14 protein-coding genes and 1 tRNA gene are annotated in these 13,450 nt (G+C 56.7%); 3 read left to right on the top strand and 12 right to left on the bottom strand.

Annotation, left to right across the window (positions count from 1 at the left end):
* Positions 1 to 42 precede the first annotated feature (42 nt).
* Positions 43 to 1,989 (bottom strand): TonB-dependent receptor plug domain-containing protein, encoded by a 1,947-nt coding sequence (locus R0137_RS08435; RefSeq protein ID WP_407329934.1) that lies wholly within the window; start codon positions 1,987 to 1,989, stop codon positions 43 to 45.
* A complete protein-coding gene (locus tag R0137_RS08430) occupies positions 1,986 to 2,741 on the bottom strand; it encodes a transglutaminase family protein (protein ID WP_407329933.1) in 756 nt (251 codons plus the stop codon). The genes R0137_RS08435 and R0137_RS08430 overlap by 4 nt, the downstream gene beginning before the upstream one ends.
* A gap of 70 nt (positions 2,742 to 2,811) precedes the next feature.
* Between R0137_RS08430 and R0137_RS08425 the strand changes: the two genes are divergently transcribed.
* The gene (locus R0137_RS08425; RefSeq protein WP_407329932.1) at positions 2,812 to 3,228 is read left to right on the top strand and encodes a MerR family transcriptional regulator; all 417 of its coding nucleotides are present in this window, start codon (positions 2,812 to 2,814) and stop codon (positions 3,226 to 3,228) included.
* 15 nt (positions 3,229 to 3,243) lie between these two features.
* Here the strand turns inward: R0137_RS08425 and R0137_RS08420 are convergent, their stop codons facing one another.
* The 4 genes from R0137_RS08420 to R0137_RS08405 form a co-directional block, all read right to left on the bottom strand.
* Positions 3,244 to 3,450 carry a hypothetical protein gene (locus R0137_RS08420; protein ID WP_407329931.1) on the bottom strand — a complete coding sequence of 69 codons (207 nt, stop codon included), beginning with the start codon at positions 3,448 to 3,450 and terminating at the stop codon, positions 3,244 to 3,246.
* A 19-nt stretch (positions 3,451 to 3,469) separates the two neighbouring features.
* Positions 3,470 to 4,336: a phage integrase N-terminal domain-containing protein gene (locus tag R0137_RS08415; protein ID WP_407329930.1), complete on the bottom strand. Its 867-nt coding sequence runs from the start codon at positions 4,334 to 4,336 to the stop codon at positions 3,470 to 3,472.
* Between the two features lie 834 nt (positions 4,337 to 5,170).
* Positions 5,171 to 5,845 carry a hypothetical protein gene (locus R0137_RS08410; protein WP_407329929.1) on the bottom strand — a complete coding sequence of 225 codons (675 nt, stop codon included), beginning with the start codon at positions 5,843 to 5,845 and terminating at the stop codon, positions 5,171 to 5,173.
* Positions 5,842 to 6,093, bottom strand: a complete 252-nt coding sequence (locus R0137_RS08405) for a hypothetical protein (protein WP_407329928.1) — start codon at positions 6,091 to 6,093, stop codon at positions 5,842 to 5,844. Before R0137_RS08405 ends, R0137_RS08410 begins: the two co-directional genes overlap by 4 nt.
* Positions 6,094 to 6,580: 487 nt before the next feature.
* Here R0137_RS08405 and R0137_RS08400 point away from each other — a divergent pair, with 487 nt between their 5' ends.
* The gene (locus tag R0137_RS08400; protein ID WP_407329927.1) at positions 6,581 to 7,744 is read left to right on the top strand and encodes a tyrosine-type recombinase/integrase; all 1,164 of its coding nucleotides are present in this window, start codon (positions 6,581 to 6,583) and stop codon (positions 7,742 to 7,744) included.
* Positions 7,745 to 7,777: 33 nt separating this feature from the next.
* Here R0137_RS08400 and R0137_RS08395 read toward each other — a convergent pair.
* The 6 genes from R0137_RS08395 to R0137_RS08370 all read right to left on the bottom strand — a co-directional run bounded on the left by R0137_RS08395 (position 7,778) and on the right by R0137_RS08370 (position 12,308).
* Positions 7,778 to 7,854, bottom strand: a tRNA-Arg gene (locus R0137_RS08395).
* Between the two features lie 36 nt (positions 7,855 to 7,890).
* Positions 7,891 to 8,316 carry a hypothetical protein gene (locus tag R0137_RS08390; protein ID WP_407329926.1) on the bottom strand — a complete coding sequence of 142 codons (426 nt, stop codon included), beginning with the start codon at positions 8,314 to 8,316 and terminating at the stop codon, positions 7,891 to 7,893.
* 53 nt (positions 8,317 to 8,369) lie between these two features.
* Positions 8,370 to 9,155 (bottom strand): TSUP family transporter, encoded by a 786-nt coding sequence (locus R0137_RS08385; RefSeq protein WP_407329925.1) that lies wholly within the window; start codon positions 9,153 to 9,155, stop codon positions 8,370 to 8,372.
* 15 nt (positions 9,156 to 9,170) lie between these two features.
* Positions 9,171 to 9,836 carry an energy-coupling factor ABC transporter permease gene (locus R0137_RS08380; protein WP_407329924.1) on the bottom strand — a complete coding sequence of 222 codons (666 nt, stop codon included), beginning with the start codon at positions 9,834 to 9,836 and terminating at the stop codon, positions 9,171 to 9,173.
* 98 nt (positions 9,837 to 9,934) lie between these two features.
* A complete protein-coding gene (locus R0137_RS08375; protein ID WP_407329923.1) occupies positions 9,935 to 12,007 on the bottom strand; it encodes an FAD-dependent oxidoreductase in 2,073 nt (690 codons plus the stop codon).
* The gene (locus R0137_RS08370; RefSeq protein ID WP_407329922.1) at positions 11,988 to 12,308 is read right to left on the bottom strand and encodes a hypothetical protein; all 321 of its coding nucleotides are present in this window, start codon (positions 12,306 to 12,308) and stop codon (positions 11,988 to 11,990) included. The genes R0137_RS08375 and R0137_RS08370 overlap by 20 nt, the downstream gene beginning before the upstream one ends.
* Positions 12,309 to 12,568: 260 nt before the next feature.
* Between R0137_RS08370 and R0137_RS08365 the strand changes: the two genes are divergently transcribed.
* Positions 12,569 to 13,360, top strand: a complete 792-nt coding sequence (locus tag R0137_RS08365) for a thioesterase family protein (RefSeq protein ID WP_407329921.1) — start codon at positions 12,569 to 12,571, stop codon at positions 13,358 to 13,360.
* Positions 13,361 to 13,450: the final 90 nt, after the last annotated feature.

Genomic DNA, 13,450 nt, shown 5'->3' with positions numbered 1-13,450 from the left:
TCAGATTTCGATATACATAAGCACACTGCCTTCACAACCTGGTTAAAGCCGTACTCGAACCCCCGCGTTGGCGATAAAACCCTCCAGCGGCGCCCATGCATCGACCGTCCAGCTACCTGCGGGCGTGCGCCGCTGCTGCAGCAATGGATCTGTCCTCGTTTGTCTGACATCAAGAAGATTTTCCAAATTTAGAAATAGACTCAACGGCCCGAGGGTGATTTCTCCTAGCAGGCCCACGTGCAGGTAGGGCTTGCTGGTCTGTCGGTAGGGGTTGTCTGCCAGCGATTGCTCGCCGGTGTAATACAGCTCAAGCCCGAGCCGGCCGCGTCCGTGCTTTTCCCACATAGCCACCAGACCGACTGAATGCTCTGGTGTCAGCGGCACGTTGCGCCGGCCAGGCGAATCAGGTCGTGCCTCCGTCGCGTCAAGGTAAAGATAGCTGGCCGTGACTGCGAAAGGCGCATGACGCCAACGCAGGAGTGCTTCAACTCCGCGTGTTTCCACAGGTCCATTCTGATTGATGAGGCGCACGCTGTCAGGCGTCACGGGTAGCGGAATCACGGCATCGTCGATCTCTGACCCGAAAAAAGTGAGTCCGGCTTCAACACTACCAACGGAGTAGGCAATGTCGATCGACGTGGTCTCCGCTTGCTCGGGCTCAAGGTCGTAAAGAGGCTCCAGGCGCGAAAGACCCGACGCCTCAGTCTCCTCGACAAACGGTGTAGGAGCATAGAAGCCGCGGCCCCAGGAGCCCCTGATCGTCCAGGCACCTGGCCTGTAGAGGACGGAAAAGCGGGGGCTGAGCTGGCTGCCATATTCACTGTGATCATCCCACCGGGCGCTCCCAGCGAGCGCGAAGTTGTCTCCGAGGTCGTAGTCTACTTGTCCAAAAAGCGCTGGCGCTCGGTAGTCGTAGTTGAAGGCAGCGAATGTGTCGGAGCGGTATCGATCAGCCTGGTAGGCCGCCCCACCCACCCAGGTCGTTCGGGCCGATTGGCGGGCTATTGAGGCTTCCAGTAAGAGCGTCTCGTGGCGGTCGACTTCGATAAGGTCGCCAAAACGGTGATCGTGGTCTTGCCGCATGCTCGACAGGCGAAGTTGCGCCGTGGTGTCGTCGTCCAGCGGCTGCTCTAATGTGGCCCCGATGTCGAATCGGCTGGTGTCTTGGTCCTGCGGGAAAGATTCACCGCTCGGAACGGTGCCACCATTCAGTGTGCCGCCCTGCCGATCTTCGGACATTACTCCCGCCGTCAGGAAGGCTCGTGTTCCTGTGTCGTTTTCATAAAAGAGTCGAGGACGAATAGCGACGCGATCAAAGCCGGGCATATCGATCCATTGATCTCCATCGAGGTCCTGGGTGGATTGGCGACTGTAGTTTCCCAGGAAAGAGGCACTCCACTGCTCGTTCATTCGCGTCTCCCCGTAGCCGGAGACATCCTGACCATCGCGCGTTGTAGCGTTGAAGATGATTTCACTCTCCGGGCTCGTGCCGGGCCGCTTGGACACGAGGTTGATCACCCCGCCCAGCGCCTGAGCTCCGTACAGCGCAGAAGCAGCCCCCTTGATTATCTCGACCTGCCCGAGATCACTCGGGGGCACCTGCAAGAGACCGAGTGACGACGCCTGCCCACCGTAAAGCGGCAGGCCGTCGGCGAGCAACTGCGTGTAGCGACCACGCATGCCGTGTATTCGCACATTGGCCGATCCAAGGGCCGGCGACGTCACCTGAACACGAAGACCTCCCGTCTCGTTCAGCATCATGGAGATGTTGCCCGGACGCATCAGTAGTTTTTCCTCGATTTCCTCGCCCGAGAGAGCCTCCACACGAAGCGCTCCGTCCTGCATTCGCCGTCCGGACCGCGTCGCCTGTACGATGATCTCTTCCATAACTCCAGCTTCAGATTCGCCCTCATGAAGCTCTTGGGCTGTTGTAGAAACCGACGCTGCGATTAGCGGCAGGAGCCAACACAATGCTTTGGTAAGGTTCATTGTTGGGCTACCTCCGTCGCAGCACGCGACCGGTCTCGACCTCCGATACGCGGTACTTTGCCTTTGCGAATACCGTGAACTCGACGGTTCATCCAACGACGCACAAAGTGTCGGTAGATGAATCCCTTCAACCCTGTCAGTTGGCGGTGACTCGCGTAGAAGTCATCCGGAGCATCGTAGAGGCCGAAGTCCTGATTGATCCCCGTGCTTTGCACAAAAGTGCTCGTCCCCTCCCATGAGAGTCCCGGATTTTGCAGGTTGTCCGTACCCGCCCCGTAAGCACACAGCGCCGAGCGCTCCGGGAACTGGCGCTGCAGTGATTCGACTACTGCGCTGTCGAGAATGAACCCCTCGAGTTGCAACCATCTGCCTTCAAACTCGATTTCGACCCACGAATGGATGATGTCTTGCGGCGCTATGGGGTAAATCAGTTCAGGTACGATTCCGCGCTGTAGACTTTTTTTGATAGTGAAGCCATGAAAACGGCACGGAATGCCCAGGCCCCGCAAAAGTGCCATCAGCAGCATACTCTTCGTATTACACTGTCCGAAGCCGTCCGACAGGATCTTCGAGGCGGGCAGGGCGTCGCCGACGTTGTATCCAAACAGTATCTCTTCACGAACGAAGTCGTACGCGGCACCAATACGGTCGAAGGGTGCAAGATCCAGCCATCCGCGCTCCTTGATGAGAGACTGAATCGCATCAGTGCGGTAATCTAAAAGAGGTGTCGGTTGAGTCAACACATGAGACATTGCAATGTTCCTCGAATGATGTCTCGTGCACTATAATACCTCTAGCAACTAGAGGTTCAAGAGATATAGCGTGCTTTCCATCGGCGAGCTTTCGAAGCAGGTGCAGGTCAAGATCCCGACGATTCGGTACTACGAAAGCATCGGGCTTATTGATCAGCCGCAACGTACCGGGGGCAACCAACGGCGGTATGACGCAACAGCAGTTGAGCGGTTGAACTTCGTTCGACATGCTCGAGCGCTTGGATTTTCCATCGACGAAGTTATCGCGTTGATTCGTCTGCAGGGAATTGCGGACACCGCGTGCGATGAAGCCAACGAGATAGCGGTCGCGCAGCTAGAGAGAGTCCGAGCGAAGATGCGGCGCTTAGAGCGGCTCGAATGCGAGCTGAAGCGGCTCGCTACTGGATGTAACCCGTCATGTCGAACTCAGGAATGCTTCGTTCTCGCCGCATTGGCTGATCAGGAAATCAACAATTCCGGTATTTGATGCAGTTACAAACAGCTATCGCAAAGGCCTGGCATAGGCGTCGGAGGTGCGTCGATCGCCGGCGATCGCAAACCCAGCCACCAACTGCCGCCTTCGGTCTTCCTGCAAAAGTCGCCTCACGCGACCGGTTACACGCACGGCGCTTTGAACTCCCAGCCACTCTAGCCACGCTGAAGCGCAAAAGCGGCCCTCGACAACATCTGACGGCTTTTGATCAGTCACGCTGCTCTTGGCTGACAAATCAACGCCCGAGATAGACAGATGTAACCTGCTCCCGCTCGTGCCCGAGCTCTTTACTGATTGTCCGGCGTGCTGCGCGGTCCTGTGCTCGCTGTTGCGCGGTCAGCGCCGATGCCGCTGGACCACCCGCTGCCGGGGCTACCCTGCCGGTTATCTCTGCGTAACGGCGTTGGGCGTAGGCATGTCGAAGACCGTGCAGCTTCGACAGGCCCGCATTCGCCGTATGCCGCTCGTAGAGCCGGAGCTGCTGTCGGTAGCTTCGATCTGCCGGTATGAGCGAACCGTTTCTCGCCAAAGCTCTCGTGCGATCTAGCGTTGCTCGCTGTGATTCATTGCGTATCGGCACCACCCTCGCCTTGCCGCCCTTTGTCCAGCTCGCCTTCAGCACGATGTGGTCGACATGATCGGCATAGGCCGGTTGGAACTTTATGGCCTCCTCCCGCCGCAGTCCAAAGTCCTTTTGCAGTTCGAGGCTCATCCGGACATGCTCATCTTTCACGCGGCCGAGCGATGCCTCTTCGAGCGCTACAGCGCGTGACTCGCCGGTCACGAATTGGCGGTCTGGGATCCCATAGTGCGCGTTGTCGCGGGCAATCACGTTTTCCCGATGTACCTTTTCCGCCCACCAGCGCAAGGCACTCATTCGGTTCTTAAGGGTGCCAGGCGACAGCTCTGCGCTGCGCCAGTGATTCACCAGCGCATCGACGTGTTTCGGCTTCAGTGAGGTGGCCGACATACCGCGATACCCCAGTGTGTGTAATTGGTTTGCGACCAGCGTCAGGATCCGCTCCCGATTCCGTTGCGTCGCATGACTGCCGTCACGGTTGCGTTGGCATAGCTGCTTGAGTTGGTAGTTCAGTTGTCTCACGGTGTTCTCTCTTTGGTAAGTGTTTCTGACCACCTGGAGGCCGTAGCCAACCAGGTCCGGAGACCGGCGCGGGTCTCGGGACACCACTCCCGCACAACTTGAACATGCCTGCTGACAGGCAACGCGGGTTCTCTCCTGCTGGAGATAGGTTCCGCGCGGAACCAACAGGCCCGGTCGGGCCCGTCTTGAAATGCATCACCTCCTTTGCGATGTGCTGACGTTGATGAATGGGATCGACCGTTGGGTGGCTCCCGGTGAATGACCAATTTCACAGTGGTCACGATCATGCCGCGCCGGTTTGCACGACAGACCATGTGCCCAAGCGGGCGGCATTGAAAGACGGGTCTCGGCCCGGTGTGTGACGCGACCCTTGAGTCGGTACTGGAAGATGGACCGGCGACCTTTCGGTCGTTGCGCAGTTTTCGATCCGGCTGCGCGGATGCCCGATTCGACCGAAGTCGAGGGTGGACTCCCCCTGCCACTGAACCGCAGTGGCCACGGATCAACCGTATCTGCGCTTAGTGTAGTAACCCATAATTCGGTAAGCACTGGAGAATTCGGTCCGCAGGCGGCGTGGTTACTGCGTTAGCCGCCCGTGTCACTACACCGCTTCGCTGGCTAGTGACACGGGCGGTGTACCGGCGGGCACGGCCAGCGCCAGGACATGCCTGGCAAAGGCAGTGGCAAAAGCCCTTCCTACGACACGATCACGAGCCTACCTCTCGGACGCTGGGCCCGCGATGTATTGCGCTTATTACAGTGTAATCAGCGACGCGTAGTCTCCGGGCTGCGCACAATCGGCGCTCAACGAGATATCGGTCAGGAGCGTAGCCCTTACTGTAGCAATCGGTATGCGTAGCGGGGTTCCAGCGCACCTTCCTGACACCGTCGTGCGAGCTCCACCAAAAACCCCAGCGGAGAATGCTTGATCTTCTTGTGCAACATAGCGCCAACCCATTCATCCACCACCCACTGCGCTTCGTGTGGCGCTAGATCCGCGACACGTTCTTTTGCACTCCATCGCAGCTCCTCGGTGAGCCAGTCAGGGAAGCGTAAGGAATGGGCCGCCGATCCCACGGCATCGCCTTGAGTGGTTGTCGGTATTGTGTAGCTGTTATGTATTAAGTTTACTTCTGTATTAAGTAAACCGACCGCCTTTGCCGACTCCGGTGCCGCCGTTGTCGGTTCATCCGTGTCCGGCAAATCCGTATACGGTATTTCGAACACGGTGTAGATTCCTCCACGCATACGCCCCTTGGCATCCCGCAGGTTTTTGAAGTGCACATAGCGGGCGTTGCGCAGCTGTTTTAACAGAGCAAGAATTCCGTCGCGCTTGAGGTTGCCACGCTTAACGAGATCTTTGACCAATACTTCCCAATTGTTGGGCCGCGACAGCAGATACGCCAAGAGACCCCGCGCTGCCCAGGACAGACGCATGTCCTCTATGGCCTTTTGGTCGACGATCACGTATCGATCTCTGCGCGGCGCCCGGCGGATGGTGAGTCTCACGATCGATGCTCCCCACTGATGATGTTGGCGACGTCTAGGGCTGGGTAGTAAAAACGCCGCCCTATGCGGCATCCGCAGTCTCTCAAGGCCCGCGTGCGCTCATCCGTGGGACTGATCAGGCTGTACCGCAAGCCCCCGCTGCTACGCCCGAGGAGTTCGGCGAGCTGGCTATGAGTTAGCAGCACCCCAAAGCGCTGTGTAATCTCGGTGGCTAAATCGCTGTATGTAGAACTGTGCTTACCATCCATGGTGTCGCCTTGCTTAATTCAATGAGTCGAGAACCAAGAAAACCTCAACAGAACTTTTACAGCCAGTGTTAACAGCGACAAGCCCTCGCGCGGTTTACAGAACGTATCCCAAGCTCCATAACGACGTCAGTAACACGCAGGGGTTTTCGATACCGCCTCTGGGGCGCGTGAATCACTATCGCCACATCGAGTTAGTCCAGGTCAATCCAATGCAAGACGCAGATATCGGTAAGGCGCGAGACGGCATCTTGCCTCTGCCCGCATGCCCACCCTCCATTCTGCCGCGCCTCATTCGTGTTCGAGACGCGCCGGCCTACTGCGGCATAGACCGCAACAAGTTCAATCGCGAGCTGCGCCCTCACCTCACCGAGATCCCGCTGGGCAAGCAGGCAATCGCTTTTGACCGCATTGAATTGGACGCCCTCATCGACGACTATATCTCGCGCAACGGGCGTCGTCCGAAGGCCTCACAACTTGAGGACGACACATGTCAAAACGTAACCAAATGCCGGGGCTCCGCCTCAAAGGCGGTATCTGGCACATCGAAAAACGCTGTAAGTACTGCCAAGGAGGCTGGCTCCGGGAGGGCACGGGCACATCTAGCCGCGCTGAAGCAGAAGAAGTCCTGATCCGTCGATTGGCGGAACTCAGGGTCAACGCTGAACGCAAAGCAGAGTCTGTGTTTACCTTTGAGGAAGCTGCACTTCGTTACCTGGAGGATGTCGCCGAGAAGTCATCGGCCGAAACCATCGCGATGCATATCGATCAAATGTCACCGTTTATTGGCCACCTACCGCTGGAGCAAGTACACGACGGCACCGTAAAACCGTTCGTTGATCACGAGCGTCAGCGCGGCGTGGGCCCCAAGACGGTGAACAATGCGCTCGGGATCATCGCGACCATCCTGAAACGCGCCGCTGGCAAATGGCGAACCGAGGAAGGTATTCCCTGGCTTCGTCAGGCGCCCGCAATACTGACGCGACTATCTCTGGTTGGGCACCGCCGCAAGGCTTACCCGCTATCGTGGGACGAGCAGGATCAACTGCTACGTTGCCTGCCGCGGCATCTTGTGGACCCCGTGCTTTTTGCCGTGAACACGGGCTGCCGTGAGCAGGAGGTCTGCGGCCTTCACTGGGACTGGGAAGTCGCAGTCCCTGCATTGGGCACGTCGGTGTTTATATTGCCGGAGAGCGAGACCAAGACGCGCACGGAGCGAATCGTTGTTCTGAACAGCATCGCCCAACGCATCGTCGAGGCTTGCAGGCAGCAGCGCGGCACATCGGGCTACGTGTTTGAGTACCGGGGCAAACGTCTCGGTACGCTGCGTACCTCGGCCTGGCGCCGCGCGTGGACGCGGGCGGGGCTACCGGACGACCCGATGGTCATGAAGGGCGTTCATAACCTGCGCCACACCTGTGGCCGCAGGCTGCGCGCAGCCGGCGTAACGCTTGAAACCAGGAAACTACTGCTGGGCCACGCGAGTGGCGATATTACCACCCACTACTCGTCAGCAGAGCTAGGAGAACTGCTGTCGGCCGCAGAGCGGATTACGGATCGAGGTACTGCACAACTGCCTGCATTGACCATTATTCAGGGTCAAAAGCAGGATGTCGGAAAAACGTCGGAAATAAAAAAAGGGTTACGAGCGTGAGACTCTGTAACCCTTTGTTTTATTTAGCTTATATGGCGCGCCCGGCACGATTCGAACGTGCGACCGCCTGGTTCGTAGCCAGGTACTCTATCCAGCTGAGCTACGGGCGCGAGGGGGCGGAACTATAGGTATCTAGAGGTTTTCTGTCAAGGCTGAACTCCACCATCAATACTGCCACCTTGACCATCCGCTGAGAAAAACAAGCGGAAAGGAATCTTTTGGTCACTCCTGAGCTTAACCAGCAGGCCGTAATGATCATTGTCGTAGTCATCAACCCACTCGGACTCAAGCTCAGGCAATATGTCTGGCATCTCTGACTTCTCTGGCATCTTGGCAACAACCTTCACCTCCTCCATGTCAGTCTCGCTCAGGAGCACCACCTTGGGCACCTTAATCATCGCCATTTGATTACCGGTAGCAGGGTCCTTCTTGACTTCCATCACCTGGGCACCAGATTTACCGTCCCGATGACCCTTTACAAGCTCCAGCCAGTCGCTCTCCATTCCCAATGACTGGGAGAGTGCGACCATAGGAAAGAGCGCGGCTAAAACGACAAAGCTTCGAAAAATCATGGGATGTGCTCGCAAAGTCTAAAACCCTAGGGTAGCGGGTATTTTGAGCGGCGTCAGCCCGCTGACCAATTCAGCCAAAATCGCGCCAAGCCGGCAACACTGACCAACAACAGGGCAAAGCCCAAATAGCGGAAAAACAGTTGGGTGTCAGCCCGTAAACTGTAGGCGTGAAACTTCAGCCCCAGAACGTGACCGATAGCCGCACAGGGCAGCAGCCAGATATGTTGCTGCCACTGTAAATCTACGTCTGTGGCCACGAAGGCCGCCAGCTTAAGCCCCACCAACACTATCCAAAGTACAAACAGTGTGTCACGAAGCTGCTCTTTAGACACACGACTTGCGGCCACGGGCACCACCAGGGGCGCCGCAATAAGTGATACGCCACTGACGTATCCCCCCACCATCAAGAAGAAAGCATCGATCCGTTTGCTATTGCTTTTAAAGGGTTTGCCCAATATGTAACTGACGGCATAGAGCGTGACCGTGCAAAAAATAAAACCCGTAACGATCGAACCAGGCAGTGTGATTACCCCGGCCACGCCGATAAGTTTGGGCACAATCATCAAGGGCAGCGCATAGCGCAGAAACTCCCAATTGATGGTGCTGACTGCCCTGCCCTGTTTTGCATCAGTCCTATGGGCCTGCCACACGGTCAATCCCGAGAAGAACAGCAGGTGTACCGAAATGATCGGCAGGAAAAGAAGAGGCTCATCGCGAATAAGCAGTAGAAACGGCAGCGTAAGCACCGCCCCGCCAAAGCCAAGCCCGGACCGCACAAATCCGCCCCAGATAAATAACAATGCGATGGCCCCGTATTCCCAGAGCAATAACTCGCTCATAAGAAAAGCAAAGCCTTAGCGCTGGTCGTCAAGATAAAACTTGTCGTCAAAGGTTTTCATCCAATCAGGGTGGAAGATGGCTAGCGCAGAAACGCACATGCCGTTGATAAAGCCTTCCGAGAACATCAGCATAAACACTAGAGGCCAAAACTCCGCCGCAGCATCCAGATAACCCGTTTGACCACTGAACCAAAACAGCGACAGCGCTAACACCGATAGCAACAGCATCACGAAAGCCCCGCCCGCAAACCCCGCCCCTAGCATGTAAACAAAGGGGTGCTGCAATCCGGGTCGGCGCAGCAACCTTGCCAACAACCAAGTCGCTGTCGCAGGCACAACGATACACATCACTACAGCAAGGGGATATGCCGTCCAGCCCAAATCCTTCAGCGCATAAAAAGCAGCCATGACCAGGGCCGCTCCAAGGACGCTAAAAGACCAACCGACTACAAGTGTGAAAGTCGTAAGACCCAAAAAGTGGAGAAGCAAACCATCCACAAGATGAATATTGAGCAACCACAGCAATAGGCACCCGACGGCACCACCCGCTACCAGGTGCATGCGACCAGGCTCTCTCGCGACGGCAGTCCAATTCGCGTATCGCAGCGCGACGATCACGGACAAGGCCATCGCAACAGCTGCTACCACGATAATCCAGTCAGCTAATAAATGAGCAGGCACATGCACGTCTTACAACATCCGACAGTGGGATTGGCTGTGGGGCGGAGAGCCCGGCCTACCGGCTCTCCGTTAGCTAGTAAACAAATACACCTTAGTGCTTAAAGATCCGCCGCTAAACGACAAGCCTGATCAATGGCACGCTTTGCATCGATTTCTACGGCGAGATCCGCACCACCGATCAGATGAACGCCCTTTCGCGAACCACTGAGCACATCAAAGAGCGATCGCTCAGATTCCTGCCCCGCGCAAACAACGATGGTATCCACCGGCAGTAACTGAGGCTCATCGTCAATTGAGATGTGCAGCCCGCGATCATCAATGCCGTCGTAACGTACACCCTTGAGCATATGGACACCGCGGCGTTTCAGCGCCAACTTGTGAGTCCATCCGGTTGTCGGTCCTAAGCCGCGTCCAGGTGATGTGGGCTTGCGCTGAAGAAGAAAAATCTGCCGATCTGCAACGTCGACAACAGGCTCCACTCCGGCAACGCCGCCCCGCGGATGATTTTCAAAGTCGATCCCCCACTCCCGCGCGAAAACGTCTTTATCAAGCGCCGCCGACACCCCGGCATGAGACGCAAGCTCGGCCACATCAAAGCCAATGCCGCCGGCTCCGATTATCGCTACGGCTTTACCGAGAGGGCGTGTGCCACGAATAGCCTCGTCGTAACTCATTACCATTGAGTGATCGACACCGGGAATTTGCGGATCCCGGGGATTAAGCCCAGTGGCGACGATAACTTCATCCCAGTCTTCCTCCGAGAGCTCACCGGGCTCAACCCGATGCTCCAGCCTGACGGTTACCCCCGTCAGCTCAAGCTGGCGCTCAAAGTAACGAATGGTTTCTGCGAACTCCTCTTTACCCGGAATGCGCATCGCCAAATTAAAATGGCCTCCCAGCTCGTTACTGGCTTCAAACAAGGTGACTTCATGCCCACGGGAGGCAGCTGTAGTTGCAAATGCCAGGCCCGCAGGACCAGCACCCACCACTGCTATTCGCTTAGGTGCTTCGGTGGGCCGATACTCCAGCTCTGTTTCATGACAGGCTCTTGGGTTTACCAGACAAGAAACCGTCTTACCCCTGAAGGCATGATCAAGACAGGCCTGATTGCAGGCGATGCAAGTATTAATCTCGTCAACACGACCTTCGAAAGCTTTTTTGGCGAACTGTGAGTCAGCCAACATGGGACGCCCCATGGAGGTAATGTCCGCCAAGCCATCCGCGAGCACCTGCTCCGCCACCTCGGGCATGTTGATCCGGTTGCTGGTGATCATGGGAATAGAAAGCTCTTTACGTAGGCGCCCGGTGACGCCCGCAAATGCCGCACGGGGTACTCGCGTACTAATCGTCGGCACCTGCGCCTGATGCCATACGAAGTGTGTGCTCATAATCGACGCACCAGCGGCCTCAATGGCTTTCCCTAGTGTCACAACCTCATCCCAGCTGCTGCCATCCCCCATCAATTCCATCGCTGCGATGCGATAGATCACGATGAAATCTTCACCCACAGCCTCACGAGTACGCCGAACAATCTCTACCGGCAAGCGCATGCGATGGGCGTAGTCGCCTCCCCACTCATCCTGACGATGGTTGGTCTTCTCCAACAAAAAGGTACTCAGCAGGTACCCCGCAGAACCGATGATCTCTACGCCGTCATAGCCCGCGCTCTTGGCCCTTAGCGCGCAATCCACAAAATCCTGAATGGTGGTTTCGATATCGTCGGGAGTCATTGCCCGAGGTTCGCGAGGATTGATTGGCGACGCGATAGGCGATGGCGCTACCGGGTCGGCACTGTAGGCCAAGTTCCCTGCATGAAGTATCTGCAGGCAGATTTTGCAATCGGCAGCTGCCGCATGCACCGCATCGGTTACCACGCGATGCATAGGTACGTGGGCATCGCTGTTAAACGCGCCGAATTCCCCTGGTGCCAGCGCAGCAGAGTCGTTTGGTGCATTACCGCCCGTGATAATCATGCCCACACCCCCCGCTGCACGCTCGGCATAATAGGCTGCCATGCGCTCAAACCCGGCGGGACCCAATTCTTCCAGTCCGGTGTGCATCGACCCCATTAAAATACGATTCTTGAGCCGAGTAGTGCCCAGATCCAAGGGTTCAAACAGGCGCGGAAACTGTGGATGCATATCTATGCTTTTACTCTGCGCCAATGACATCTAGGTACCCTCTGTCGATTGCTGTTTCGAGGGCATTAACGGCTGCCCTAAGTTCTTCGTATGCTTCCCGCTGTCGGGACAACATCGATATTTGCTCGTGAGATGGCATATCGGGAGAAATCTTCGAAATATCGATCAACTCTTGTAAGTAAGAAAGTCGCGCGCGCGCTGCCATAGTGATCACGGGCCGTATATCTTCGACGCTCAGCTCTGGTATCGCAGGATTCATGATCTCGCGATTTACGTCACGGCGAATTTTCTCGAGCTCCAGTAATAGTCGATTGCTGTCTTTTCCTGTCATGGGAGACCCCTGTTTGACCTGCAGGCACTGCGTAGCGGATGAGACATTCACAGGAAACTCAGCTCGGGTCAAGTTGGCTAGGACATGCCTAATTCGCCCAAGCCATGTCCGCCTCTGGGTGTTCTCAAAGGGTGGCAACTATCACGCAGAGCGAGTACCTTTTTGTCTCTGTTTATTGGGCGTAGTCAGTCATTGCGCTGGAATCAGCTAAACAACATTTTCTTTTCGGGAAAGAGCGAAAATTCAAGGGCTAAGCGGAAATGAGCTTCAAAATCGCAACTGCAGTCAATAGCGAGCAACACCCCTATACCGCCGCGATAGCCGAGGGCTGGGATGTCGTGGGGAACGCCAACGGAGGCTATCTGCTCGCCATAGGCGCTCGCGCCATGGCCGCTGCCGCTGCTCGGCCCCACCCTATCAGCATCACGGCGCACTATCTGTCGCCCGGACGCCCCGGCCCGGTGACCATCGATCCACAGATCGTGAAGGCGGGTAGGCGCCTCACCACCGTGCGCGCGACGCTGCAAGGTGCAGAAAAGCCTCTCATTGAACTCCTCGGCAGTTTTGGTGATCTCGAAAGCTTTGAGGGCCCTGCCAGAGTCGATGCAAGTCCACCAGACATGCCGCCCCCCGAGGAATGTGAGCGCACCATACCCGACCCTGAACTGGGATTCCCACCGGCAATGATGGGTCGCGTTGACCTACGCTTGCACCCGGACGACGCTTTTTTGAAAGGCAAACCCTCCGGCGACCCTCTGATGCGCGGCTGGCTTCGTTTTCCAGACGATGAGCCGATGGATCCTTTTGGGTTACTTTTGGCCACAGACTGTTTTCCGCCCACGATCTTCAATGCCAACTTGCCGGTAGCCTGGACTCCGACTGTCGAGCTGACGGCTCATATCCGGGCGATACCTGAGCCAGGCTGGCTGCGCTGTCGCTTCAGCACGCGATTTATCAGCGGCGGTATGATGGAAGAAGACGGGGAAGTCTGGGACAGCACTGGCCGACTGGTCGCGCAATCACGGCAATTGGCGCTGACACCTCAAGCTTAGCCTTTCAGTAAGTGTCTAGCTGACATGAATAGAGCAAGAATCGGGTGGCGGATGCATCGCCAAGGGGTAAATATTAAAAACCCCTGAGAA

Origin of the sequence: Congregibacter brevis (assembly GCF_045689245.1) — a bacterium.
Lineage (GTDB): Bacteria > Pseudomonadota > Gammaproteobacteria > Pseudomonadales > Halieaceae > Congregibacter > Congregibacter brevis.
This window is presented reverse-complemented; position numbering and strand designations above follow the sequence as displayed.

Bases quoted from the DNA above. Each gene is read 5' to 3' on its own strand.
- R0137_RS08375 (WP_407329923.1), bottom strand. From the start codon at position 12,007: ATGTCATTGGCGCAGAGTAAAAGCATAGATATGCATCCACAGTTTCCG.
- R0137_RS08435 (WP_407329934.1), bottom strand. From the start codon at position 1,989: ATGAACCTTACCAAAGCATTGTGTTGGCTCCTGCCGCTAATCGCAGCG.
- R0137_RS08390 (WP_407329926.1), bottom strand. From the start codon at position 8,316: ATGATTTTTCGAAGCTTTGTCGTTTTAGCCGCGCTCTTTCCTATGGTC.
- R0137_RS08405 (WP_407329928.1), bottom strand. From the start codon at position 6,093: ATGGATGGTAAGCACAGTTCTACATACAGCGATTTAGCCACCGAGATT.
- R0137_RS08370 (WP_407329922.1), bottom strand. From the start codon at position 12,308: ATGACAGGAAAAGACAGCAATCGACTATTACTGGAGCTCGAGAAAATT.
- R0137_RS08365 (WP_407329921.1), top strand. From the start codon at position 12,569: ATGAGCTTCAAAATCGCAACTGCAGTCAATAGCGAGCAACACCCCTAT.
- R0137_RS08430 (WP_407329933.1), bottom strand. From the start codon at position 2,741: ATGTCTCATGTGTTGACTCAACCGACACCTCTTTTAGATTACCGCACT.
- R0137_RS08385 (WP_407329925.1), bottom strand. From the start codon at position 9,155: ATGAGCGAGTTATTGCTCTGGGAATACGGGGCCATCGCATTGTTATTT.
- R0137_RS08400 (WP_407329927.1), top strand. From the start codon at position 6,581: ATGTCAAAACGTAACCAAATGCCGGGGCTCCGCCTCAAAGGCGGTATC.